This is a genomic window from Variovorax sp. 10L426 (genome assembly GCF_056395305.1).
Genome location: NZ_JBFTJF010000014.1, coordinates 88,100 through 112,123, shown reverse-complemented (window position 1 = coordinate 112,123; position 24,024 = coordinate 88,100). Strand labels below are relative to the sequence as shown.

The window sequence follows — 24,024 nt, the reverse complement described above, 5'->3', positions numbered from 1 at the left end:
CAACCCCCTGCCGGGGGCGGGCCGGCCGCTACGGGCGGCCGGGCGCGGCGGCCCTCTGGAAAAGATCCGCATGGAAGATACTTGGGTGATGCCAAACATTGACCAGAACGAAATTCTTTTCGAGCGCGCTCGCGCTGTCATTCCCGGGGGCGTCAATTCGCCCGTACGCGCGTTCAGGGCCGTCGGCGGCACGCCGCGTTTCGTGAAGCGCGCGCAAGGCGCTTATTTCTGGGATGCGGCCGACAAGCGCTACATCGACTACATCGGCTCGTGGGGACCGATGATTCTGGGTCACGGGCATCCCGCAGTGGTCGAAGCGGTACAGCGGGCTGTCACGGAAGGCTTCTCGTTCGGCGCGCCGACCGAGCGCGAGATCGAACTCGCCGAAGCCATCCTCGCGCTGGTGCCGTCCATGGAAATGGTGCGGCTTGTCAGTTCGGGCACCGAAGCGGCCATGAGCGCCCTGCGTCTCGCGCGCGGCGCCACCGGCCGCAAATTCATCATCAAGTTCGAGGGCTGCTACCACGGCCATGCGGACGCGCTGTTGGTCAAGGCGGGCTCGGGCCTCGCAACCTTCGGCAATCCGACTTCGGCTGGCGTGCCACCCGAAGTCGTGCAGCACACGCTGGTCCTCGAATACAACAATGTCGCGCAGCTCGAGGAGGCCTTCGCGCTGCATGGCAAAGAGATCGCCTGCCTGATGATCGAAGCCATCGCCGGCAACATGAACTTCGTTCGCGCGAGCGCCGCTTTCGCCCGACGGTGCCGCGAGCTTTGCACACAACATGGCGCGCTGCTGGTCTTCGACGAGGTCATGACCGGCTTCCGCGTCGGCCCTCGTGGCGCGCAAGGCGTGCTGGGCATCACGCCAGACCTCACGGTGCTCGGCAAGGTGATCGGTGGCGGCATGCCGCTCGCTGCCTTCGGAGGACCGCGCGCAATCATGGAACAGCTCGCGCCGCTCGGACCGGTCTACCAGGCCGGCACGCTGTCGGGCAACCCCGTGGCGACCGCCTGCGGCCTGGCTACCTTGAAAGAAGTGGCCAAGCCCGGTTTCTTCAACGCGCTGTCGCAAAAGACACACGCGCTGGTTGGAGGTCTGAAGGCCGCGGCAGCCGCCGAAGGTGTGCCGTTCAGCGCCGACAGCGAAGGCGGGATGTTCGGCTTCTTCCTGCTCGATGCGCTGCCGCAGAACTACACGGCCGTCATGAAGAGCGATGGCGCCAGGTTCAACAGCCTGTTCCATGGACTGCTCGATCGCGGCGTGTACATCGCACCGGCGCTGTACGAGGCAGGTTTCGTGAGCGCCGCGCACAGCGACGACGACATCGCGGCGACGATCGAGTCCGCACGTCAGATCTTCGCGACGCTCTAGGCCGTCGTGAAGTACCTTTCGCTGATTGCGGGCGCGAGCCTGCTCATGCCCGGGCTGGCCCGCGCCGAACTCGACCTCGGCCAAGTCTGGATCAATCCCGGCTTCTATACGCTGCACTTCGATCGCAACAAGGGGCTCGAGGACGCCAACCCGGGCATCGGGATCGAGTGGCCGATCAATGAAACGTATTCATTGACCGCGGGGCTCTTCCGCAACAGCGACCGCGAGCGTTCGCACTACGCGGGGCTGTATGTGATGCCCTTCGAATTCCACGGCGTGAAGTTCGGCGCCGTGGTGGGCGGCTTCGACGGCTATCCCAACACCAACAACGGCGGCTGGTTCGCAGCAGTGATTCCCACCGCCGCGCTCGAAGGGCGAAACTGGGGGCTGAACGTGGCGATCATCCCCAGCCTCAAGGACCGGCTCTACGGCGGTATCAGCTTTCAGCTCAAGTACCGCTTTGGTGCGAACTAGGCTAGTGCCTGAAGTGACGCACGCCTGAGAGCACCATCACGACGCCGCGCTCGTCCGCAGCGTCGATCACTTCCTGGTCGCGCATCGAGCCGCCGGGCTGAATCACCGACGTGGCACCTGCATCCACGACCACGTCGAGTCCGTCGCGGAACGGGAAGAACGCATCGCTGGCGACTGCCGTGCCGGACAGCGAGAGACCGGCATGCTGCGCCTTGATGCTCGCGATGCGCGCCGAATCGAGCCGGCTCATCTGCCCCGCCCCGACGCCCATCGTCATGCCTTCGGCACAGAACACGATCGCATTGCTCTTGACGAACTTTGCGACCTTCCATGCGAACAGGAGGTCCTGCATCTGCTGCGGCGTGGGCTGCTTCTTGCTCACGATCTTGAGTTCGTCGATCGACAGTTCGCGGTTGTCGGCCGTCTGCATCAAGAGGCCAGAACCGATGCGTTTGACGTCGACAGCGTTGTGGCCGTTGTCCCAGTCGGTCTTGCCACCGGGCGGCAACGCGATCTGCAGGATGCGCACATTGACTTTGCTCTTGAAGACTTCCAGCGCTTCGGGCGCATAGCCGGGCGCCATGAGCACTTCAACGAACTGCTTGCTGACAGCCTCCGCTGCGGCGCGATCCAGGGGGCGATTGAAGGCGATGATTCCGCCGAAAGCCGAGGTCGGATCGGTCTTGAAGGCCTTGCTGTAAGCCTCCAGCGCATCCTTGCCCGTCGCGACACCGCAAGGATTGGCATGCTTGACGATCACGCACGCAGGGGTGTCGAAGCTCTTCACGCACTCCCAGGCAGCATCGGCATCGGCGATGTTGTTGTAGCTGAGTTCCTTGCCTTGCAACTGCGTGGCCGTGACCAGCGAGCCGGGTGCCGGATACAGGTCGCGGTAGAACGCAGCCTGCTGGTGAGGATTCTCGCCATAGCGCAGGTCCTGCAGCTTGACGAAGCGGCCGTTGCTTTGGGCCGGAAACAAGGCGTGCGTGCCGTCTTCCTGGATCCGCGAGAGGTAGTCGCTGATGGCGCCGTCGTACTGGCTGATGCGATTGAAGGCCGCGACGGAAAACGCGAACTTGGTCTTGTCACTGAGCTTGCCGTCGGCCTTGAGCTCAGCCAGCGCCTGCGGATACTGCGCCGCATCAGTCAGGACGCCCACGTCTTTCCAGTTCTTGGCGGCGCTGCGCACCATCGCCGGGCCACCGATGTCGATGTTCTCGATCGCATCTTCCAGCGTGCAGCCGGGCTTCGCCACCGTGGCTTCGAACGGATAGAGATTGACCACCAGCAGGTCGATGGTGTCGATCCCGTGCTCCTTCAACGCCGCCATGTGCGCCGGCACGTCGCGGCGCGCCAGGAGGCCTCCGTGCACCTTGGGGTGCAGGGTCTTGACGCGTCCGTCGAGCATCTCGGGGAAGCCGGTCAGCTCGGCGACCTCGGTCACCGGAAGACCGGCGTCGGCCAGCAGCTTGGCGGTGCCGCCGGTCGACAGCAGCTTGATGCCGAGCGCATGCAGCGCCTGGGCGAATTCGAGGATGCCAGTCTTGTCGGAAACGGAAATCAGTGCATTCATCAGGAGTTACTTCAGCAGTTTGTGTTCGACCAGCTTCTTGCGCAGCGTGTTGCGGTTCAGGCCGAGCCACTGCGCGGCCTTGGATTGGTTGCCCTCGGCGCGTGTCATCACGACATCGAGCAATGGCTTTTCGACGACGCGAACCAGCATGTCGTACATGCCATCGGGTTCGGTCCCTCTCAGATCGCGGAAATAGCTGTCCAGACTGCTTCTTACGCAGTCTTCAATATGTTTCTTGCTCATGGCCTTCTCTTCTTCTCCTCTTGTTCTATCTTTGCTTCACGCCAGCGCGTCGGCCGCCTGCTCGTCCGATGGTTCGAGCGCGTCACGCGCGGCAGCCGGGATGCGGTCCATCCGGGTCGCCAGCGTGTCGAAGAATCCGGCCACCGCGCGCAGCTGCGCGTCGCAATCTTCGATGGCGTTCATCTCTCCGCGGAATTCCTCGCCGCCCGGAAGTGCGCGCACATACCAGCCGATGTGCTTGCGCGCCGTGCGAACGCCGCTGTAGTCGCCGTATAAGGCGTAGTGCTGTTGAAGATGGTCGAGCATCAGACGCCTGACTTCCGCCACCAGCGGCGGCGCCAGGTGCGTGCCTGTTTCCAGGAAGTGCGCGATCTCGCGAAAGATCCACGGCCGGCCTTGTGCGGCACGGCCGACCATCACCGCATCGGCGCCGGTGGCTGCAAGCACGTCGCGCGCCTTCTCGGGCGACGTGATGTCGCCATTGGCAACGACCGGAATACGCACAGTGGCCTTGACCGCCGCGATCGTGTCGTACTCCGCATATCCCTTGTAGCCCTGCTCGCGCGTGCGCCCGTGCACGGTGAGCATCTGCACACCGGCCTGCTCGAATCGCCGCGCCAACGCCACCGCGTTGCGATGGTCTTCGCTCCAACCCGTGCGCATCTTGAGCGTGACGGGAACATTGTGCGGCGCGGAAGCCTTCACGACCGCTTCGGCGATTTCGAGTGCCAACGGCTCGTCACGCATCAATGCCGATCCGGCCCACTTGTTGCAGACCTTCTTGGCGGGACAACCCATGTTGATGTCGATGATCTGTGCGCCGCGGTCGATGTTGTATTGCGCGGCCTCGAACATCATGTCGGCGTCGGTGCCGGCGATCTGCACCGAGATGGGGCCGGGCTCGCCGTCGTGATTGGCGCGGCGCGATGTCTTGAGGGTGCCCCAGAGTTCCTTGCGCGAGGTGACCATCTCGCTCACCGCATAGCCAGCGCCGAGTTCGCGGCACAGCATGCGAAACGGCCGGTCCGTGACACCCGCCATGGGCGCGACGAACAGGCGGTTTTCCAGCGCGATGTTGCCGATGTGCAAGGTCATTGGGAGAAAGGTGGCGCGCGCCGGGCTGCTGAAAAATGAGGCACGATTGTAGCGGCGCGGCCGTGTGTCGGCTGAAACGATTTGCACTCGGACTGCATGCAGATGGCATGTCTGCAACACCTGGCATCCATACTTGCACCTACACGCCCAAGTGCCTGCAGCTTTCTATACTGCGGCCCACATGCAAGCCTGGCTCGACTCGCTCCTGGCGCTCCTGGCGCTTCCTCACTATGGGCTGAGCACGCTATTCATTGCCGCTTTCGTATCAGCGACGCTGCTGCCCATCGGCTCGGAGCCAGTGCTGTTCGGGCTGCTCAAACTCAATCCGGAGCTGTTCTGGTCAGCCATCTTCGTCGCGACAATCGGCAACACCTTGGGTGGCGCCGTCGACTGGTGGATGGGCTACGGCGCGCACAAGGTCGCCGACAAGTATTCACATTCGAAGCACCATGTCCGCGTGCTCGGCTGGCTGGAGCGCCTCGGGCCCAAGGCGTGCCTGCTGGCCTGGCTCCCGATCGTCGGCGATCCGCTTTGCGCGGTTGCAGGCTGGCTGCAGCTTCCGTTCTGGCCATGCCTGGCCTACATGGCGATCGGCAAGTTCGCGCGCTACATCACGATGACCGTGGCGCTGCTCTACATCTGGCCGAGCTGACAGGCGCGATCCGGACCGCAATCAGCTCGACCGCAATCAGCTCAACAGGCCGTACGGACCGCCGCGCTCCAGCGCGCGCTGATAGGCCGGCCGCGCATGGATGCGCGCGAGATACGACATCAGCTTCGGCCGCGAGGCATCGAGTCCGCCGCGCGCAACAGCGGCCTCCACCGGAAAGCTCATTTGAATATCGGCACCGGTGAACGCATTGCCCGCAAACCATTCGCTCTTGCCGAGCTCGCCTTCCATGAAGTCCAGATGGCTCTTGATGTTCGGCATGATGAAGCCGGCCTTGGCCTTCTGTGCGATGGCCTTCGCGATCGGCTTCGCGAAAAAGGGCATTCTGGATCTCTCGATCGTGTCGAACATCAGCTTGAGCAGAAGCGGCGGCATGGCCGAGCCTTCTGCATAGTGAAGCCAATAGCGATAGCGCAAAGCTTCAGGCGTACCGGCCGCCGGAGCGAGATTGCCGTTGCCATAGCGCTCGATCAAGGTCTCAACGATCGCGCCCGATTCGGCGAGCGTCAATCCGTCATCCGTGGTCACCACCGGCGACTTCCCCAAAGGGTGCACCGCACGCAGCGAAGGCGGTGCGAGCATCGTGTTCGGATCGCGCTGGTAATGCACGATCTCGTAAGGAAGCGCCAGCTCTTCGAGCAACCAGAGTACGCGCTGCGAACGAGAGTTGTTGAGGTGGTGGACGGTGATCATGAAAGGCTTGATGCTGCCCCGAGGCCTAGGAACTGAACAGGAAGTTCATCACGTCGCCATCCTTGACGACGTATTCCTTGCCTTCTGCCCGCATCTTGCCGGCATCCTTCGCGCCCTGCTCGCCCTTGTAGGCGATGAAGTCGTTGAACGAGATCGTCTGCGCGCGGATGTAGCCTTTTTCGAAATCCGTATGGATCACGCCGGCCGCCTGCGGGCCGGTGTCGCCGATGTGGATGGTCCAGGCACGCACTTCCTTCACGCCGGCGGTGAAGTAGGTCTGCAACCCCAGCAAGGTGTAGGCGGCGCGGATGAGACGGTTCAGGCCCGGCTCGTCCTGGCCGATCTCGGCGAGGAACATCTTGCGATCTTCGTCGTCCATGTCCGCCAGTTCGGCTTCGATCTTGGCGCAGATGGCGACGACGGGCGCGTTCTGCGCTGCGGCATATTCGCGCAGGCGATCGAGGAACGGATTATTCTCGAATCCATCTTCGGCGACGTTGCCGACAAACATCGCGGGCTTGGCGGTGATCAGCGAGAACTGCTTGATCAGCGGCTTGTCTTCCTTGCTGAAGTCGACGGCACGAACCGGCTTGTTCTCGTTCAATGCGGCCTGGCATTTCTCGAGCAGCGCAACGAGCTTGATCGCTTCCTTGTCGCCCGAGCGCGCCGTCTTGGTATGGCGCTGCAAGGCCTTCTCGACCGTCGAGAGATCAGCAAGGCACAGTTCGGTCTGGATGACCTCGATGTCGGAGATCGGATCGACTTTGCCGGCCACATGAATCACGTTGTCGTCTTCGAAGCAGCGCACCACGTTCACGATCGCGTCAGTTTCGCGGATGTGGGCGAGGAACTGGTTGCCGAGGCCTTCGCCCTGGCTTGCGCCGGCCACGAGGCCTGCAATGTCGACGAACTCGACGATGGCCGGCACGATGCGCTCGGGCTTCACGATCTCGGCCAGCTGACCAAGCCGCGTGTCCGGGACCTCGACCACGCCGACGTTCGGCTCTATCGTGCAGAAGGGATAGTTTTCAGCCGCGATGCCTGCCTTGGTCAACGCGTTGAAGAGGGTGGACTTGCCGACGTTGGGCAGGCCGACGATGCCGCACTGGAGACTCATGGCGGGGGCTTTCAGAAATCTTGGGGGAATCGGGCATTTTAGGCGCCCGGCCTTTTGGGGCGACCGAAGCCGCGCCCTTACTCGAAACGCAGGTTGGCGCCAACCGGCTGCCCGACCCGCAATGCATGCTCGACGCCCCGCAGCACGATCGCGTTCATGCCAAAGGTGATCGCGCCGTCGACGCGCGGGTCGGCACGGTAGGTGCGCAACGTGTCGCCGACTTCAGGGCTGCGCAGGCCGGTCGCCGGGTCGATATCGGGAATCGGGCAGCGCGCACAAGGCTTGACGGGCCGCAGGTTGACTTCGCCTTCGGCCGTAGCGATATGAATCGCGTCGACGCGGTCTTCGTCATGCGCCTCGATGCCGGCGAGCACCACGTTGGGTCGGAAGCGTTCGATGCCAACCGGAGCGTGACCGGCGGCCGCCAGCCTTGCGTTGAGCTCGGCGAGCGATCCTTCGCTGGTCACGAGCAGCGGAAACCCATCGGCGAACTGGTTGAGGGCCTCGATGCCGTCCGTCCACTTCAAGCTCGACAGACGCCGTTGCTCCGGATCGAAACGCGCCATGCGCAGCTTTCGCGGCTTGCCCGGCTCCGAGAGAAAGTCGCTGAACCATTGCGCCGCCAGATCGCCCATGTCGTAGGCCGCGACCTCGTCTTTCCACACGCGCACGCGGGTCGGCGCTTCGACCCGGTCGAACGCGATGTGCAAGGCCAGCATGCCCGGCGCCCGCAGCACCATTTCGGAATGCCTGAGTTGCGGCCTGATCAGCGCCATGCGTGGCAGCTCGCGCTGTGTCACGAATTCACCCGCCTCGTCGACCACCATCCAGGCACGGTCGAATTCAAGCCCGGTCTCGATCACGAGCGTTTCCGTCAGTTCGACGCCTGCGCAGGATTTGACCGGATAGACGAACAGGCGCGCGATTCTGGCCTGGAGATCGAAGTCGGAGATATTCACGGGGGGTTCCTTGTTCTGGAGCCGCGATTCTCCCGCACGCCAACCCCGGCAAAGGCTCCTCCTACAATGCCGCGATGGCTCTCCCCCCCGAAGTTTGCATTCGCGGCGCCGGCATCGTCGGACGCACACTGGCGCTGCTGCTGGCCCGCGAACGCGTGCGCGTGGCGCTGGTCGCGCCCGGTGCGGCGCCTGCCACGGAGGATGTCCGCGCCTATGCGCTCAACGCCGCTTCGAAGACTCTCCTCGAATCGCTGCGCGCTTGGCCCGACGCGGCGCATTCCATGCCCGTGCGCGAGATGCTCGTCTACGGCGACGAAGGCGGCCGGGTTCAATTCAGCGCTGCCCGCCAGAAGGTCGAGGCGCTGGCATGGATCGTCGACGTTCCAGCGCTCGAGCAACAGTTGAGCGACGCCGTACGCTTTCAGCCCCGTATCGAAGTTGTGACAGCACCCGTGTCCGCCGCTCTCACCGTCGTCTGCGAAGGCCGCCAGAGCGCCACCCGGGAAGCGCTCGGCGTGAGCTACGAGGTCACACGCTATCCCCAACATGCGATCGCGGCCCGGCTCGAAGCCGAAAGGCCGCATGACGGCACTGCTCGCCAGTGGTTCAACGACAAGGGCGAGGTCCTGGCGCTGCTGCCGCTCGCCGACGTGAACCGACCCGCAGACGCACACGCCCTCGACCGCTCGCTTGCCCTGGTGTGGTCTGTCGACCAACTGCGGGCACCCGGTCTTCTCGCACAGGGCTTGGAGGAATTCAGCGCAGCCCTGCGCGAAGCCACCCACGATTCGCTCGGCGCCCTGACCCTCACGAGTGAGCGCGCCGCCTGGCCCTTGCAACGCGCCATTGCCGACCGCTGGACCGGGCGCCTCGGCGACGGTTCAGCCTGGGCCCTCGCCGGCGATGCCGCGCACACGGTGCATCCGCTCGCCGGCCAGGGCCTGAATCTCGGCCTCGCCGATGTCGCCGCGCTCGCGGAAGTGATCAAGACACGCGACTATTGGCGCAGCGTCGGCGACGCACGGCTGCTGCGTCGCTACGAACGCGCCCGCCGCACCGATGTGCTGTCGATGAGCCTTGCCACCGACGGCCTGCAGCAACTCTTCGCCCACAGCGCCGATCCTTTGCCGGCGCTGCGTAACTGGGGCATGCGTGGTTTCGACCGCACACGGCTCGTCAAGAACTGGATCGCACGACAGGCCATGGGCCTGCAATGAAAGACGGGAACACCCTCATGAAAAAACTTGCCCGCCCCCTCCTCCACCCCCTTTTTGCCGCATTGGCCGTCCTCGCATTCGGTCAAGCCTTGACGGCCTCCGCCGGCGAAGCCGAAATCCGCAAGAACCTCGCTGAGCGCATTCCGCAGTTCGCCAAGATCGACGAGATCACCAAGGCGCCAGTGCCCGGCTTGTATGAGGTGCGTATCAACGGCTTCGAGATCTTCTACACCGACGAACAGGGCAACTACCTGCTGCAGGGCAACCTGATCGACGTGAAGCAGCGCAGAAACCTCACCGAAGAGCGGATCGAGAAGCTCAGCGAGGTCGCTTTCGACAAGCTGCCCATGAAGGACGCCATCAAGATCGTGCGCGGCAACGGCAAGCGCAGGCTGGCCATTTTTGCGGACCCGAATTGCGGCTATTGCAAGCAGTTCGAGCGCGACATGACGAAGGTCGACAACGTCACCATCCAGCTCTTCCTCTACCCAGTGCTGGGTCCCGACTCGGTCGTCAAGGCGCGCAACATCTGGTGTTCCAAGGACAAGGCCAAGACCTGGAACGACTGGATGCAGCGCGGCGTCGTGCCTGACACCGGCGAATGCGATACCGCCGCGCTCACGCGCAATCGTGAATTCGGCCAGAAATACAACATCACCGGCACGCCCACGCTGATCTTCAGTGACGGCACGCGTGCACCGGGCGCCATTCCGGCGGCGCAGGTCGAAAAGCAACTCGCCGCCCTCAATTGATGGCGGCGCCGGCCATCCAGTACCGCGTCGAGTGCGCGGACCGCAATGCGCACCTGTTCAGCGTCACGTTGACCATCCACAACCCCGTCGCGCTGCAGCGCGTGGAGTTGCCGGTCTGGATTCCGGGCAGCTATCTGGTGCGCGAGTTTTCCAAGAACCTCCAGAACCTGCGCGCAACGCAGGGGCGGCGCAAGCTGAGCACGCACCAGATCGACAAGTGCAGCTGGCAGATCGAATGCGTCCCGGAAAAGCCGCTGGAACTGCGCTACGAAGTCTGCGCCTACGACAACTCCGTGCGCACGGCGTGGCTCGATGCCGATCGCGGTTTCTTCAATGGCACCAGCCTCTGCCTGAGGGTCGAAGGCCAGACCGACGTGCCGCACGCGATCGAAGTGGTCGCGCCATCGACGCCGAAGGATGGCGCTCGCTGGTCATGCGCCACGGCGCTGAAGCCTCAGCAGATCGATCGCCACGGCTTCGGCAGATACATTGCCTCCGGCTACGACGAACTGGCCGACAGCCCGGTCGAAATGGGCGCGTTCTGGAGTGCGGATTTCGAGGCCTGCGGCGTGCCGCACCGGTTCGTGCTCGCGGGCGCGCCCGCTTCCTTCGACGGCGAACGACTGCTGGCCGACACCCGCGCGATCTGCGAAACGCAGATGCGCTTCTGGCATGGCGACAAAGTCGGCAAGCGAAACGGACCGAAGCCGCCGCATGACCGCTATGTGTTCATGCTCAACGCGGTGGACGACGGCTACGGCGGCCTGGAACACCGTCACTCGACGGCACTCATCTGCACACGCCGCGACCTGCCGCAGATTGACGCCCGCAAGCAACCCGAGGGCTACACCACGCTTCTCGGCCTGATCAGCCATGAGTACTTCCACACCTGGAACGTGAAACGCATGCGGCCGGCCGAGTTCTCGCGCTACGAGTACGCGCGCGAGAACTACACCCGTCTGCTGTGGCTGTTCGAAGGTTTCACCAGCTACTACGACGACCTCCTGCTGCGTCACGCCGACCGCATCGACGACGCCGCTTACCTCAAGCTGCTCAACAAGACGATCAACCAGGTTCTGCAGACGCCCGGCCGCCACGTGCAATCGGTGGCGGACGCGAGCTTCGACGCCTGGGTCAAGTACTACCGTCAGGACGAGCAGACGCCCAACACCACGGTGAGCTACTACACCAAGGGTGCGCTGGTGGCGCTGTGCTTCGACCTCACACTGCGCGCCGAAGGCAACGGCACGCTCGACCAGGCCATGCGCTTGCTGTGGAAGAACAGCGAGGGCGGCCCCATCGACGAAGCGGACTTCGCCGCCGCGCTCGAAGCGGTCGGCGGGCGTTCGTTTTCGAAGGAAATCGCGAGCTGGGTTCATTCGACGGACGAACTGCCCTTGTCCGATCTTCTGCGCGCCCACGGCGTTGCCACACTGGACGATCCGGCGCAGCGCGCACAGGAGCTCGGCATGAGGGTCGCCGAGTCGAACGCCAGTGTGCAAGTCAAGGCCGTGCTGCGCGGCGGCGCTGCCGAGCAGGCAGGCTTCTCGGCCAACGACGAGTGGATCGGGATCGAACTTCCTGCTGCCAAGGGCCGGCCGGTCCAGGGATGGCGGCTCACGCGGCTCGATGACCTTGCGCTCTACCTGGGTCCGACCAAGAAGCTCACGGCGCTCGTCGCACGTGATCGCCGCTTGCTGCGCCTGCCGCTCACGCTGCCAACCGGCGTGACGACCTGGCGCCTTTTCGCGCAGGATTCCGTCAAGCTTTCCCATTGGCTGAGCCGGGCGTAGCCTGTCCCGCCGGCCCGTCGACAGACAGTCATCCAAGGAGATACACATGAGCTACGAGAACATCGAAGTGCGCGTCGAAGCCGGCAAGGTCGGCATCATCACGCTCAATCGCCCGAAGGCACTGAACGCACTCAACGATGCGCTGATGACCGACCTGGGCCAGGCGCTCCTGGCCTTCGACGCCGATGCCGCTATCGGCTGCATCATCGTCACCGGCAGCGAGCGCGCTTTCGCAGCCGGTGCCGATATCTCGGCGATGGCCAAGTACACCTTCCTCGACGCCTACAAGGGCGACTTCATCACGCGCAATTGGGAAACCATTCGCCAAGTCCGCAAGCCGGTGATCGCCGCGGTCGCAGGCTTTGCACTCGGCGGTGGTTGCGAGCTCGCGATGATGTGCGACTTCATCATCGCGGCCGACAACGCAAAGTTCGGCCAACCCGAAATCAAGATCGGCGTGATCCCCGGCGCCGGCGGAACGCAGCGCCTGCCGCGCGCCGTAGGCAAGTCCAAGGCGATGGACATGGCCCTCACGGCTCGCATGATGGACGCGGAGGAAGCGGAGCGCGCCGGGCTGGTCAGCCGCGTGGTTCCCGTCGACAAGCTCGCCGAAGAAGCCCTGGGCGCGGCCCTGGTGATCGCTGGCTACTCGCAGATCGCCGTGATGGCAGCCAAGGAGTCGGTCAATCGCGCTTTCGAGAGCGGCCTGTCGGATGGCGTGATGTTCGAACGGCGGCTGTTCCACTCGCTCTTCGCGACGGCCGACCAGAAGGAAGGCATGGACGCCTTCCTGAACAAACGCGCTCCTGACTTCAAGAATCAGTAATGCACGGCTAGGGTGCCCTTGGCGACTCGGGTTGCGTAGCCGCCTCGGGTTGCGTAGCCGCCTCGGGTTGCTGCACGGCATTGCTCAGCGCTTCGCGCAACGCGGAGAGCGCCGGGGCTGAAGGCACGCCCGTCGCCGACGGCGTCTTTCCCTCGCGCCAGCGCACCTGCGATGCCGCGACTTCGAAGACTGCGAGAACTTCGCCATTGCGCTCCAAGGTCACGCGCCACTCGGGCGCTGCCTTCAGCACCTGAGGTTCGACGGCCGACAAGGCGGCCGATCCGAGCAGCGCATTCAGATCGCGCGCCTCGTCGCGCGGAAAGCTCCGGGATTCTCCGCCGCGGCGGCTGATCGTGATCCGGCTCCACTGGGACAGCGCGGCAAAGGTTGGGGGGTCGGTCGCTTCGGTGCGTACCGACGGCGATGGAGGGGCCGCCTTCACCGGAGTGGGCGGCTTGGCCTCGTTGGCCGATGGTGACGTTGACGTCGCAGAAGGACCCTCTTCCTTTCCGGATCGCGCCGATGGCGAATCCGGCACCACGAGCCGCGCCACGGCGTTGCTCTGGGTCGGGGTCGGGGCCGGTGCAGGTGGCGGGAGCGCATCCCCGGCGCGCGCGGCTTCGGGCTTCGGCGGCGCTTGCGGCGCGGCAGCCTCCTGCACCTTCGGCGTCTTCACTGTCGGGGGGGGTGGGGCCTCCGGCGGAGGTGCCGGTTCAACGGCGGGTTCTGCCAAGGACTCGGGCATTTCAGCAACGGCCGGGGGCGCCGAAGATGCCACCGAATCAACCGATCGGTCTGCGCTCGTTCCTTCGGAGGGCGACGGCGCGACGATTTCCTTGGCCCGCGGTGCTGGCGCGGTCATCCGTGCTTCGCTGTCAGAACGCGGAACCGGCGCAGGTTCGTGCCGCCAAAACACGGCGACCACGACCGCCACCAGCACGGCCAGGAACATCGTCTTCCAGGGCATGCGTGAACGACCGCCCCTGCGCGCGAAGAGGCCCTGCCACCCCGAGTGCGCCGCAAGCTCCAGTTCCGCTTCGGCCTCATCCGGATCCAGGGCGCCGATTGCGTCATGGGCGCGCTTCAGGATGGCCTTGCGCAAGCGCCAGTCGGGCGCGGCGTTATGGTCCGGCGCGTGCTCCAGCGCTCGCCATAAGTGGGCGTCGGACAAATCGACCTGTTCGGCGTTGGACGCTTTCATGCGGCGCGCTCCAGGACCGAGAGATAACGTTCCATGCAACCGCGAAGCTTCTTCAGGCCAAAGCGCAGCCGGTTGCGGACAGTCTCCGGCCCGACGTCGAGCGTGGTCTCCAGCACTTCCAACGTGAAGCCTTCCTCGTGGTGCAGCAGGAAGGCCGCGCGTTGGTCGTCCGGCAGTTCATTCAGGCAAGCCAGCAGCCGGCGACCCGCCGCGCGCCAGAAAGCAAGTTCTTCCGCCGAAGGGTGCGGGGCGTCGTCCGCCGCGCTGCTGCCCTGAAGCAGCCCGCGGCTGAAAAGCCGTGCGGCGTCGAGCCCGTCGCCGTCTTCGTCGTGCGCATAGAACGCGACCTCGTGGCCGCTCATGCGGAGCCGGTCTGTCGCGAGGTTGTGCGCCACCGTGAAAGCCCAGGTGCGCCAGGCCACGCCTTCCGGCGAAAAGTCCTCGCGTTCCGAGATGATGCGAGTCCAGGTCTCCTGGAACACTTCGTCGGCTTCCGCCGCGAGACGGATCCCCAGCAGACGTCGAATGAAGCGGAACAACGCGCTTTCGTGGCGTGTGTAGAGCATGTCGAAGGCTGACGTGTCGCCGCCAACGTAGGCGAGCATGAGCTGATCGTCCGGCAGGTCTTCAAGGGGAAGGGAAATCGTGTCGGGCGCAAGCATCCGCAGATTTTTACCTCGTTGTGCGGACGAGGCGACACTCGCGGCACGGAAACTTTTGACGGCTGGCTAAAGTGCGCCCGCAAACAGCTATAATTTTTGGCTCGGCTCTTTAGCTCAGTCGGTTAGAGCGATGGAATCATAATCCACAGGTCCGCGGTTCGAGTCCGTGAAGAGCCACCAGTCAATCCGAGATCAAGCCGGTAAGCGTCTACTCACAGCGCTTACCGGCTTTTTTCATGCCTCGCCCCGCGGCGATTCGTCAGCTTCCACTCAGGCAGGCGCCGCACTTGATGTAACAATAACGTGTTACAGATTGGAGCGCCGGGGGACGCATGCCGAAACTAATTTTGATGAAGGGTTCAGCCGCGACCAAGCAGGTCTCGCTGTGTCCCAGCGAAACCACCATTGGCCGAGGGTCGACCAATGATGTGGTGCTCGATTCGATGCAGGTCAGCCGGCGACATGCCGTCGTGACGATCGATGGCCCGTTCGTCACGATCAGCGATCTGGGCAGCCGCAATGGCTTGTTCGTCAACGGGGCCCGCGTGAGCTCACAGGTTCTGGTCGGAGGCGATGAGATCTCGATAGGTAGCTTCAGGCTGCGATTCCTGGCCAGCGAGCACCATTTCTCGACGGACGCCTTGCGCCTCATGACGACGCCGGAACTGCTGGCGGAATTCGAACGGGCGCGCGAGACGTCTCCCGCACGCGTTTGATTCAACCCTTCCAAGCACCGAAATACATCCTCCAACAAGTCGGGGGGAACCGTCAGGCCGCCGCCTACACAAAAAAAGTCGGCAGGCTCTCGATGGAGGCCAAGTCGATCCCCGAGTCTTTCACTTGAAAAAACTCAACCGTCAAAGGCCAAAGATGCGACTTGATACGGACCTCCCGCTCGGCAAGGTTGCCGAGGTGACTTTCTGGTTCTGGGTTGTGAAGATCGCAGCCACGACGCTCGGCGAAACCGCCGGCGACGCGGTGACGATGTCCATGAACCTGGGCTACCTCGTGGGAACAGTCATCTTCGCCACGATCTTCGTCGGCGCGGTGTGGGCTCAGATCGCCGCAAAGAAATTTCACCCTCTTCTGTTCTGGTTCGTGATCATCGCCACGACCACTGCGGGAACAACGCTTGCCGACTTTCTGGACCGATCGCTTGGGATCGGATACCTGGGCGGTGCATCGATCCTGCTCTTCCTTCTACTCGCCACGCTGTTTCTCTGGCATCGGGCACTCGGCTCGGTGTCCGTGACGGCGATCACTTCTCGCAAGGCCGAGATGTTCTATTGGGCGACGATCATGTTCTCCCAGACACTCGGCACCGCACTCGGGGACTGGATGGCAGATCCGGAAACGGGCCTGGGTCTCGGGTATGAGGGTGGCGCAATCGTCTTTGCCGTGGCGCTCGCGCTGGTTGGCGCGGCCTACTTGTGGACCACGGTGTCGCGGACCGCACTCTTTTGGGTCGCGTTCATTCTGACGCGGCCATTCGGGGCCACGCTGGGGGATTTGCTGGACAAGCCGCACGCGAACGGTGGGCTGGAGATGAGCCGATATACGGCGACGGCAGTGCTGGCTGGGTTCATTCTTGCCTGCGTCGTGCTGCTTCCTCAGCGTGCTGAACGCATCGTGAAGTGACGCTTGCAGGAGCAAGGCCCGGAAGGAAGACAGGGACAGTCGCCGGCATCGAGGAACCGCCCGGTTGAGGGCGGGTGCCGAAGAGGCATCCTCTACCAGCGCCGGCAGACTGTCTGCAATGAAGGACGGGCCGCCACGCTGAAAGTTCCACAGCTGCAAAGATTTAGCGCGCAGCGATCTCCAAGTCACGCGGTCTGCGCCGTCGGCATCTCGGCCCGCGCCAGGATGCCTTGCAGGATCACCGGAAGCTCGAACACCGCCCTGTTCCGCACCTTGCGCGTGGCGGCCCGGTAGCGGTCCAGTTGACCGATCAATTCTTCGACCGCGTCATCGACCTGGGCAAAGCTGCGGCACACAAGGCCCACGCCATGCTCCTTGACCCACTGGGCGTTGTAGCGCTCCTGCGGCAGCGTCCAGCGATTTCGGACCACGATGACCGGCAAGTGCATCTGCACCGCCTCGCTCAGGCTGCCAGGCCCCGGCTTGCCGATGAAGAAGTCGGCCAATGCCATGTAGTGAGCGACGTCGGGCGTGAATTCCAACACCGATCGCGGCGCTCGCGAAGGCAATGCGCGAAGCGCTTGCGCAAGCTTGGCGTTGTACCCGCAGGCGAGGACAAGCTGGGTGTCGGGCAGGCGCTTGGCGATCCCGAGCATCGCCTTCGAACCCTGCCCGCCGAACAGCACGACGCCGGTCGGCCGATCCGGGTCAAGCCCCAGCCGAATGCGCTCGGCACGGCGATCGATCGGACGTGCGTCGTAGAAGGATGAGCGGATCATCATCCCCGAACTGGCATGAATGCGCTCTTCCGCACAGCCCGCTGCGCGAGCCTGTTCCACGGCTTTGGGCGAGCCGCACACCAGGTGCTGTTCGAGACCCTCTTCGATCCAGAAAGCGGGCGGGTAGTCAGCGAGGTCGGTCAACACGGTCACGTAAGGCACGCCCGGCAGCGTGGACGCCAGCGCCTCGCATGTCGCGCGGTTGAAATTCGGAATCAGTGACACGACCATGTCGGGTTCGGTCGCCTGCCAATGCTGTTGCATCTGCCGCACCAGTGCGGCGTGCCCCCATCGAATCATCCCCTGAAGGAGTTTGAGTTCCTGCGCGAGCCCCAGCGTCCAGCCGCGCGCGAGGCGCTTGTTGTAGACATCTTCGGGATCCATCCCGGTGAGCTTCCGAAAGCTGTCCTTCGGGTCCAGGACTTCGCGCAGGTTGACCAGCCGCACCTTCCACGGCAGCCCGGCCCGATGGATCGCTGCTTCGAGCGCCAGGGCGGAAGCGCGATGCCCACCACCGGCATTGAAGTAGACAAGATCGACGGTACGGACGGGAATGCGTGACGCCGGCAAGCGCGCGGCCGTCATGCGTGCGCCGGCTCGCGCCGCGAAGTTGCGCGCCCGGTTCGGGTCGTGACCGGCATGTGGTTCGCCCAATGCAGGATTTCGAGCGCGCCGTCGGCATGCTCGGCCAACGCAGTCAGGCTCTCGACCCAGTCGCCGTCATTGGCGTAGAGGATGCCGTCGATGTCCCTCAATTCGGCATGATGGATGTGCCCGCAGACGACGCCCTGGACGCCGCGCCTGCGGGCTTCGCGGGCCACTGCGCTCTCAAAATCCCCGACATAGCTGACTGCGCGCTTGACCTTCAGCTTCAGGTACTTCGACAGGGACCAATAGGGCAGCCCCATGCGCGCGCGCAGCGAGTTGAGATGCCGGTTCAGCCTGAGCGTGAATTCGTAGAGCGAATCGCCGACATGGGCCAGCCACTTCGCGCACTGGATCACGCCGTCGAACAGGTCGCCATGCATGACCCAGAGCTTGCGGCCGTCCGCAGTCTCGTGAATCCACTCGTCGGCCACATCGATACCGCCGAAGTTGTGATGCAGGTATTTGCGCGCGAATTCATCGTGATTCCCCGGGATGAAGATCACCCGCGTTCCCTTGCGCGCCTTGCGCAACAACTTCTGGATCACGTCGTTGTGGGCTTGCGGCCAGTACCAGTGCCTGCGCAGCTGCCAGCCGTCGATGATGTCGCCGACCAGGAACAGGGTCTCGCATTCCGTGTGCTTCAGGAAATCGAGCAGCGCCCGCGCCTGGCAGCCGGGCGTGCCCAGGTGCAGGTCCGAAATCCAAAGCGTCCGAAAGCGCTGCACGGGTTGCGTCGATTCCTCGACTTCCCCATCGAGAAGCGGGGGTACGGTGGCGCGCCATGCGCGAAGAAAGGCGTCGTCGCGTTGCATGGACGAGCACGATCGCATCGACGAGTGACGACACGATGGCAGCCGCGTGACGCATCGGCGACAGAACGCCAAGGCGCCCCTGCGGGATCTCCGGGCAAACCATGACGGAACGGTGACGAAACGATGGCGAGGTGGGCCAGACAATCAGCGTCATGCGTCCCGGCCAGATCATCGTTCTTGCAACCCCGGTCTTCTTTTTGCTGATCGGCATCGAGTTCTTTGTGGGCCGATGGCGGGCGAAGCGCGGAACCGGCCCGGACACCTACCGCCTGCCAGACACGATCAACAGCATCGGCCTGGGGATGCTGAGCCAGATCAGCGCGGTCTTGACCGGGCTCCTGCGCATCGGCATCTACACGGCATGCTGGTCTGCCTTCGCGCTGTTCCCGAACGAGGACTTCTGGACCCAGTGGTACGGCTGGCTGCTGGCCCTGGTCTTCTATGACTTGTGCTACTACTGGCTGCATCGCTTCGGTCATGAAAGCGCCGTGCTGTGGGCCGCGCACGTGGTGCATCACCAGAGCCAGCACTACAACCTTTCGACGGCATTGCGCCAGACCTCGAGCGGAGCGCTGCTCGGTTGGATCTTCTATTTGCCGATGGCAGTGGCAGGGGTGCCGCCCCTGGTGTTCGGCGTGGTCGCGCTCATCGATCTGCTCTATCAGTTCTGGGTGCACACCGAGCAGGTCGGCAAGCTGGGGTGGTTCGACCGCTGGTTCTGTTCGCCTTCGAACCATCGGGTGCACCATGCAGTGAATGACCGCTATGTGGATCGCAACTACGGCGGGGTGCTGATCATCTGGGATCGCCTGTTCGGCACCTTTCAGGAAGAAGACGAGCGTTGCGTCTATGGCACGCGCAGTCCTCTTCAGAGTTGGGACCCGATCTGGGCGAACGCCGAGGTGTATTGGGCGCTGGCTCGCGACACATGGCGTACCCGACGCTGGAGCGACAAGCTGCGCCTGTGGATCAGACCGCCCGGTTGGCGCCCGGCCGACGTGGCAGCGCTCGATCCCAAACCCGCCTTCGACATCGCCCAGGTGCGTCGCTACGATCCGCCGGCCTCGCGCGGCGTGCAGGCCTTCGCGGCCGGGCAGTTCATTGCCCTGCTGGCGGGTACGACCGTGTTTCTCTGGCATTCGGATGTGCTTCCGTTCGCCCCGGCGCTGGTATGGCTCGCCGCGCTGACCGCCGGCCTTTGGGCAACGGGCGCGGCGCTCCAGGGCCGCCTCACGGTGATGGAAGTCCTTTTCGTCGATGCCGCCGCGCTGGCCACCGCGAGCGGCGCGCTGGGGATTGCCGGGCTCCATGTCACCTTCAAGCCACTCGCGCTGATGATCCTCATTGCCTTTGCATGCACGCGCCTGCGCGCATCGATTGTCCCGGGGCGCTTCTCCTTGTTGCTGATCGCCGGCCTCGTCGCCTCATTGACCGGCGATGTGTTGCTGATGTGGCCTCAGTTCTTCGTGCCGGGTCTCATCTGCTTCCTGCTGGCGCATCTGGCCTACATCGCGCTCTTTTCGATCGATGTCGGCACATTCCCGCGTCGACGCACGCTTGGCGCAACGCTATCGATCGGCGTGCTCATGTACGCATTCCTGTGGTGGGGCGGACTGCCCGCAGGCCTGCGCGTGCCGGTGGGGATCTACGTCATCGTGATCGCCTGCATGGCGGCCCAGGCGCTGGGGCGCGCGGCGACGATGGGCGATACGCCGGCACGGCACGTTGCGCTGGGTGCCTGTCTATTCATGCTGAGCGACGCCTTGTTGGCGACCAATAGGTTTGTGCAGCCATTGCCAGTCGCCTCGCTGTGGGTGCTGGCCAGCTACTACGCGGCGCAATGGCTGATCGCGGCCAACGTCCGTCCGACCGGAAGTATCGCGACACGCTGAGGCGTCGCGCGACTCAGTTGCCGAACATGTCGCCGTCGCGTTGCGGCGCAGCGACGCCCAGGTGCCGATAGGCCGCCAAGGTGGCGATGCGGCCGCGCGGCGTGCGCTGGAGGTAGCCCTGCTGGATCAGATAGGGCTCGATCACGTCTTCGATGGTGCCCGACTCCTCGCCAATGCTGGCGGCAATGTTGTCGAGCCCGACCGGTCCCCCGTCGAAGCGATGGATGACCGCTTCGAGCAACTTCCGGTCCATCAGGTCGAAGCCCTGCGGATCGACGTCCAGCATCGCCAGCGCCTTGTGTGCGACGTCGGACGTGATCCGCCCGTCACTCTTGACCTGCGCGTAGTCGCGCACCCGGCGCAACAATCGATTGGCGATACGCGGTGTGCCGCGCGAACGTCGGGCGATCTCCAGCCCGCCAGCCTCGTCCATCGGTACGGCAAGCAGACCCGCGCTCCGGCGGACGATGCGCGCCAGTTCTTCAGCCGTGTAGAACTCGAGCCGGGCGACGATGCCGAAGCGATCGCGCAGCGGATTGGTCAGCATGCCGGCACGCGTGGTCGCACCGACGAGCGTGAAGGGCTGCAGGTCGAGCTTGATGCTTCGCGCGGCGGGGCCCTCGCCGATCATGATGTCGATCTGGTAGTCCTCCAGCGCGGGGTAGAGGATTTCCTCGACCACGGGCGAGAGCCGATGGATCTCGTCGATGAACAGCACGTCGTTGCGCTCGAGATTGGTCAGCAGCGCAGCAAGGTCCTTGGGTTTTTCGAGCACCGGCCCGGAGGTCTGGCGCAGGTTCACGCCGAGCTCCGCCGCGATGATGTGCGACAGCGTCGTCTTGCCCAGCCCCGGCGGGCCGAACAGCAGCACGTGGTCGAGCGCCTCGGCGCGCTGACGCGCCGCCCCGATGAAGATTTCGAGCTGTTCGCGCACTTTGGCCTGGCCGACGTATTCGTCGAGCAGCTTGGGCCGTAGCGCTCGCTCGATCGCTTCTTCATTGGGCGAGGCGGGCGCGGCGGACACCACGCGTTGCGGGGCCGGGGCGAAATCGTCGGTCTGGATGGTCATGGGGCGGTTGGCTGAGGGCGCAGTTTAGTCGGCCCTGCGGCAGAATGCGCCACCGGAAAGGGGCGACGAACCTGTGGATGTGCAGACCATGAACGACAACGATCGCGCGCTGTGCGCCACCACCGCCGGCCTGTTGCGCGCCGGCGGATCGCTCGCCACCTGGGGCCTGGCGCTTTCGTTCATCGCCGGCCTCGTGCTCGCGCTGACCGGTCGCTCGCTGCCTTCGGTGGCCTGGGGCGCCTATGCGGTCGTCGCGTTGGTCGGATTGCCCGAGCGCTACATGGCGCTGCGCTTACGGCTGGACGCCGAAGTGTTTGCAGGTCTTGCGCAAGGCGCAATCACCTCGCTGGCGAACCTCGACGGCGGACTGGAAAAGCTCGGGCTCCGACGCGTCGCCGAAACGTCACGGCCGCTTGCCGAACGCATCCTGCTCGCCCGCCAGCTGATGCAGCGGCACGGCATCGCGGTGACCGTGCAGACGGTGGTTTTCGCAATGGCGCTTGCGTTGCAGGACTGGCACTGAAACTATTTCGCCAGCGCCCTCAGCGCCAGCTTGATCCCTTCTCCCACGGCCACATCCTTCGGTAGCGCCTTGAGCGACGCGGCGGCTTCCTTGTCGCTGTAGCCGAGCGCGATCAGCGCCTGCAGGATGTCGGCCTGCGAATCCGTGGCCGCGTGCGCGGGCAGTGCAATCTCGGCACCGAGCTTGCCCTTCAGTTCGAGCAGCAGCCGTTCCGCCGTCTTCTTGCCGATGCCCGGTATCTTCACCAACCGACCAGCCTCCTGCAGCGTGATGGCCTGTGCCAGTTCGCTCACGCTCATGCCGCTGAGCACGCCCAGCGCGGTGCGGGGGCCCACACCCGAGATCTTGATGAGCTGTCGAAAAGCCGCACGTTCGGCTGCGGTGCCAAAGCCGTACAGGACCTGCGCATCCTCCCGCACCACGAAGTGCGTCAGCAACGACACCCGCTCTCCAGCGGTCGGCAGGTTGTAGAAGGTGCTCATGGGCACATCGACCTCGTAGCCGACGCCGTTGCAGTCCACCACCACCTGGGGCGGATTGCGTTCGGCCAGGATGCCGGTGAGTTTGCCTATCATGGGTGCCCTTTTCGCTTTTGAAATGAAACTCGCGTGATTCTGCGACACACCTTCGCCCCGCCCAACAACACGCGCCTGGGACACCTCTGCGGCCCGCTCGACGCGAACCTGCGGCGCATCGAGGAGGCACTCAACGTCAAGATCGCTCACCGCCACGAGCAGTTCAAGGTCGACGGCCCCAAGGTCAACGCGGAGCGCGCGATGGATGTGCTTCAGGCGCTCTACGAGATCGCGCAGCGGCCGATCGACGCCGCGGTCGTGCAACTCACCCTCGCGGGCGACGGCTCCATGGCGGAAGCGGAAGATGGCGCCCTGCTCCTCGCCACACGCCGCGCGGACCTGCGTGCGCGCACACCGAACCAGAGCGTCTACCTTCACAACATCGCGAACCACGACATCACACTGGGCATTGGTCCGGCAGGAACCGGCAAGACCTACCTGGCCGTGGCCAGCGCCGTCGACGCCCTGGAACGCAGCGCTGTCCAGCGCATCGTGCTGACCCGGCCCGCGGTCGAGGCCGGTGAGCGACTCGGCTTCCTGCCCGGCGACCTGACGCAGAAGGTCGACCCCTACCTGCGCCCCTTGTACGACGCGCTCTACGACCTGATGGGTTTCGACCGCGTCCAGAAGGCCTTCGAGCGCAACGCGCTGGAGATTGCGCCCTTGGCCTTCATGCGCGGCCGCACGCTCAACAACGCCTTCGTCATCCTCGACGAAGCGCAGAACACCACGCCAGAGCAGATGAAGATGTTCCTCACACGCATCGGCTTTGGTGCCAAGGCCGTGGTGACCGGCGATGTCAGCCAGATCGACCTGCCAAAGGCGCAACTGAGCGGGCTGATCGATGCCGAGCGCGTGCTCAAGCGCGTCAATGGCATCGCGATCACGCACTTCACCAGCGCCGACGTGGTACGGCATCCCTTGGTGGCGCGCATCGTCGATGCCTATGACAAGGCGCGCAAGACGCGCGGAGCGAACTGACGTGGCGCTCGCCGGCTTGTCCCTGTCGCTGCAGTTTGCAAGATTCAAGGGCGTGGATCGCCATCGCGCCGCCCTGCCCCGCCACAGCGTGAGCCGCTGGATCCGCCACGCGCTCGACGCTGACGGCGAGATCACCGTCCGGGTCGTCGACGCCGATGAAGGCCAGCGGCTCAACCGCGCGTTCCGGGGCAAGGACTACGCGACCAACGTACTGACCTTCGACTACACGCAGGCGCCCATCGTGATGGCCGATCTGGTGCTATGTGCCCCCGTCGTTGCAAGAGAAGCGAAGGAGCAGCGCAAGACACTCGCCGCCCACTATGCGCACCTGCTGGTGCACGGCACCCTGCACGCCCAGGGCTGGGACCACGAGACCGGCGAGGAAGACGCCGAAGCCATGGAGGCGCGCGAGATCGAAATCCTCGCGCGGCTCGGCATCAAGAATCCTTACTGATCG

The 24,024-nt window shown here is 64.4% G+C and carries 25 protein-coding genes and 1 tRNA gene; 14 read left to right on the top strand and 12 right to left on the bottom strand.

Features of this window, described 5'->3' with window-relative positions; genetic code table 11:
- The first annotated feature begins 88 nt into the window (after positions 1-88).
- Positions 89-1,375 (top strand): glutamate-1-semialdehyde 2,1-aminomutase, encoded by a 1,287-nt coding sequence (hemL, locus tag AC1DHL_RS20610; protein WP_478163196.1) that lies wholly within the window; start codon positions 89-91, stop codon positions 1,373-1,375.
- A 6-nt stretch (positions 1,376-1,381) separates the two neighbouring features.
- Positions 1,382-1,849, top strand: a complete 468-nt coding sequence (locus tag AC1DHL_RS20605; RefSeq protein ID WP_478163195.1) for a hypothetical protein — start codon at positions 1,382-1,384, stop codon at positions 1,847-1,849.
- Position 1,850: 1 nt separating this feature from the next.
- Here the strand turns inward: AC1DHL_RS20605 and purH are convergent, their stop codons facing one another.
- The 3 genes from purH to dusB are packed head-to-tail and all read right to left on the bottom strand — an operon-like array spanning position 1,851 to position 4,760.
- On the bottom strand, positions 1,851-3,422 hold the full coding sequence (gene purH, locus AC1DHL_RS20600) for a bifunctional phosphoribosylaminoimidazolecarboxamide formyltransferase/IMP cyclohydrolase (RefSeq protein WP_478163194.1): 1,572 nt from the start codon (positions 3,420-3,422) through the stop codon (positions 1,851-1,853).
- Between the two features lie 6 nt (positions 3,423-3,428).
- Positions 3,429-3,665, bottom strand: a complete 237-nt coding sequence (locus tag AC1DHL_RS20595) for a Fis family transcriptional regulator (protein ID WP_068683508.1) — start codon at positions 3,663-3,665, stop codon at positions 3,429-3,431.
- A 36-nt stretch (positions 3,666-3,701) separates the two neighbouring features.
- Complete coding sequence (gene dusB / locus AC1DHL_RS20590) at positions 3,702-4,760, bottom strand: tRNA dihydrouridine synthase DusB (protein ID WP_478163193.1); 1,059 nt, start codon at positions 4,758-4,760, stop codon at positions 3,702-3,704.
- Positions 4,761-4,941: 181 nt separating this feature from the next.
- On the opposite strand from dusB, the gene AC1DHL_RS20585 reads away from it, so the two are divergent.
- Positions 4,942-5,412, top strand: coding sequence for a YqaA family protein (locus AC1DHL_RS20585; RefSeq protein ID WP_478097775.1), 471 nt, complete (start codon positions 4,942-4,944; stop codon positions 5,410-5,412).
- A gap of 36 nt (positions 5,413-5,448) precedes the next feature.
- On the opposite strand, the gene AC1DHL_RS20580 is transcribed toward AC1DHL_RS20585, so the two are convergent.
- The 3 genes from AC1DHL_RS20580 to AC1DHL_RS20570 form a co-directional block, all read right to left on the bottom strand.
- Positions 5,449-6,123 carry a glutathione S-transferase family protein gene (locus AC1DHL_RS20580; protein WP_478163192.1) on the bottom strand — a complete coding sequence of 225 codons (675 nt, stop codon included), beginning with the start codon at positions 6,121-6,123 and terminating at the stop codon, positions 5,449-5,451.
- A 25-nt stretch (positions 6,124-6,148) separates the two neighbouring features.
- The gene (gene ychF / locus AC1DHL_RS20575) at positions 6,149-7,240 is read right to left on the bottom strand and encodes a redox-regulated ATPase YchF (RefSeq protein WP_478163191.1); all 1,092 of its coding nucleotides are present in this window, start codon (positions 7,238-7,240) and stop codon (positions 6,149-6,151) included.
- Positions 7,241-7,317: 77 nt separating this feature from the next.
- Positions 7,318-8,199, bottom strand: coding sequence for an MOSC domain-containing protein (locus AC1DHL_RS20570; RefSeq protein WP_478163190.1), 882 nt, complete (start codon positions 8,197-8,199; stop codon positions 7,318-7,320).
- 74 nt (positions 8,200-8,273) lie between these two features.
- On the opposite strand from AC1DHL_RS20570, the gene AC1DHL_RS20565 reads away from it, so the two are divergent.
- Genes AC1DHL_RS20565 through AC1DHL_RS20550 form a run of 4 tightly spaced genes read left to right on the top strand, consistent with a single transcriptional unit; the run spans position 8,274 to position 12,787 of the window.
- Positions 8,274-9,416, top strand: a complete 1,143-nt coding sequence (locus AC1DHL_RS20565; RefSeq protein ID WP_478163189.1) for an FAD-dependent monooxygenase — start codon at positions 8,274-8,276, stop codon at positions 9,414-9,416.
- A 17-nt stretch (positions 9,417-9,433) separates the two neighbouring features.
- Positions 9,434-10,168, top strand: coding sequence for a DsbC family protein (locus AC1DHL_RS20560; protein WP_478163188.1), 735 nt, complete (start codon positions 9,434-9,436; stop codon positions 10,166-10,168).
- Complete coding sequence (locus AC1DHL_RS20555) at positions 10,168-11,961, top strand: M61 family metallopeptidase (protein WP_478163187.1); 1,794 nt, start codon at positions 10,168-10,170, stop codon at positions 11,959-11,961. The genes AC1DHL_RS20560 and AC1DHL_RS20555 overlap by 1 nt, the downstream gene beginning before the upstream one ends.
- Positions 11,962-12,007: 46 nt before the next feature.
- Complete coding sequence (locus tag AC1DHL_RS20550; RefSeq protein WP_478163186.1) at positions 12,008-12,787, top strand: enoyl-CoA hydratase; 780 nt, start codon at positions 12,008-12,010, stop codon at positions 12,785-12,787.
- A 7-nt stretch (positions 12,788-12,794) separates the two neighbouring features.
- Here AC1DHL_RS20550 and AC1DHL_RS20545 read toward each other — a convergent pair whose 3' ends face one another.
- Both AC1DHL_RS20545 and AC1DHL_RS20540 read right to left on the bottom strand, forming a co-directional pair.
- Entirely contained in the window at positions 12,795-13,988 is a 1,194-nt protein-coding gene (locus tag AC1DHL_RS20545) for a hypothetical protein (RefSeq protein ID WP_478163185.1), read from the bottom strand.
- On the bottom strand, positions 13,985-14,593 hold the full coding sequence (locus AC1DHL_RS20540) for a sigma-70 family RNA polymerase sigma factor (protein WP_478163184.1): 609 nt from the start codon (positions 14,591-14,593) through the stop codon (positions 13,985-13,987). The genes AC1DHL_RS20545 and AC1DHL_RS20540 overlap by 4 nt, the downstream gene beginning before the upstream one ends.
- A gap of 160 nt (positions 14,594-14,753) precedes the next feature.
- Here AC1DHL_RS20540 and AC1DHL_RS20535 point away from each other — a divergent pair.
- The 3 genes from AC1DHL_RS20535 to AC1DHL_RS20525 all read left to right on the top strand — a co-directional run bounded on the left by AC1DHL_RS20535 (position 14,754) and on the right by AC1DHL_RS20525 (position 16,288).
- Positions 14,754-14,830: transfer RNA gene (locus AC1DHL_RS20535), tRNA-Met, on the top strand.
- A 152-nt stretch (positions 14,831-14,982) separates the two neighbouring features.
- Positions 14,983-15,366 (top strand): FHA domain-containing protein, encoded by a 384-nt coding sequence (locus AC1DHL_RS20530; RefSeq protein WP_478163183.1) that lies wholly within the window; start codon positions 14,983-14,985, stop codon positions 15,364-15,366.
- 154 nt (positions 15,367-15,520) lie between these two features.
- Positions 15,521-16,288: a COG4705 family protein gene (locus AC1DHL_RS20525; RefSeq protein WP_478163182.1), complete on the top strand. Its 768-nt coding sequence runs from the start codon at positions 15,521-15,523 to the stop codon at positions 16,286-16,288.
- 185 nt (positions 16,289-16,473) lie between these two features.
- On the opposite strand, the gene AC1DHL_RS20520 is transcribed toward AC1DHL_RS20525, so the two are convergent.
- Together AC1DHL_RS20520 and AC1DHL_RS20515 are read right to left on the bottom strand one after the other, a co-directional pair.
- Positions 16,474-17,652, bottom strand: coding sequence for a glycosyltransferase (locus AC1DHL_RS20520; RefSeq protein WP_478163243.1), 1,179 nt, complete (start codon positions 17,650-17,652; stop codon positions 16,474-16,476).
- A complete protein-coding gene (locus tag AC1DHL_RS20515) occupies positions 17,649-18,527 on the bottom strand; it encodes a UDP-2,3-diacylglucosamine diphosphatase (protein WP_478097749.1) in 879 nt (292 codons plus the stop codon). Before AC1DHL_RS20515 ends, AC1DHL_RS20520 begins: the two co-directional genes overlap by 4 nt.
- Positions 18,528-18,679: 152 nt before the next feature.
- On the opposite strand from AC1DHL_RS20515, the gene AC1DHL_RS20510 reads away from it, so the two are divergent.
- Complete coding sequence (locus AC1DHL_RS20510; protein ID WP_478163242.1) at positions 18,680-20,419, top strand: lysoplasmalogenase family protein; 1,740 nt, start codon at positions 18,680-18,682, stop codon at positions 20,417-20,419.
- 13 nt (positions 20,420-20,432) lie between these two features.
- Here the strand turns inward: AC1DHL_RS20510 and ruvB are convergent, their stop codons facing one another.
- Positions 20,433-21,488, bottom strand: a complete 1,056-nt coding sequence (gene ruvB / locus AC1DHL_RS20505; RefSeq protein ID WP_478097745.1) for a Holliday junction branch migration DNA helicase RuvB — start codon at positions 21,486-21,488, stop codon at positions 20,433-20,435.
- A gap of 88 nt (positions 21,489-21,576) precedes the next feature.
- On the opposite strand from ruvB, the gene AC1DHL_RS20500 reads away from it, so the two are divergent.
- Positions 21,577-22,011: a hypothetical protein gene (locus AC1DHL_RS20500; protein WP_478097743.1), complete on the top strand. Its 435-nt coding sequence runs from the start codon at positions 21,577-21,579 to the stop codon at positions 22,009-22,011.
- Between the two features lie 2 nt (positions 22,012-22,013).
- Here the strand turns inward: AC1DHL_RS20500 and ruvA are convergent, their stop codons facing one another.
- Positions 22,014-22,586 carry a Holliday junction branch migration protein RuvA gene (ruvA, locus tag AC1DHL_RS20495; RefSeq protein ID WP_478097741.1) on the bottom strand — a complete coding sequence of 191 codons (573 nt, stop codon included), beginning with the start codon at positions 22,584-22,586 and terminating at the stop codon, positions 22,014-22,016.
- A 33-nt stretch (positions 22,587-22,619) separates the two neighbouring features.
- On the opposite strand from ruvA, the gene AC1DHL_RS20490 reads away from it, so the two are divergent.
- Positions 22,620-23,567: a PhoH family protein gene (locus tag AC1DHL_RS20490; protein WP_478097739.1), complete on the top strand. Its 948-nt coding sequence runs from the start codon at positions 22,620-22,622 to the stop codon at positions 23,565-23,567.
- Between the two features lies 1 nt (position 23,568).
- Positions 23,569-24,021, top strand: coding sequence for an rRNA maturation RNase YbeY (gene ybeY, locus AC1DHL_RS20485; RefSeq protein WP_478163181.1), 453 nt, complete (start codon positions 23,569-23,571; stop codon positions 24,019-24,021).
- Positions 24,022-24,024 lie beyond the last annotated feature (3 nt).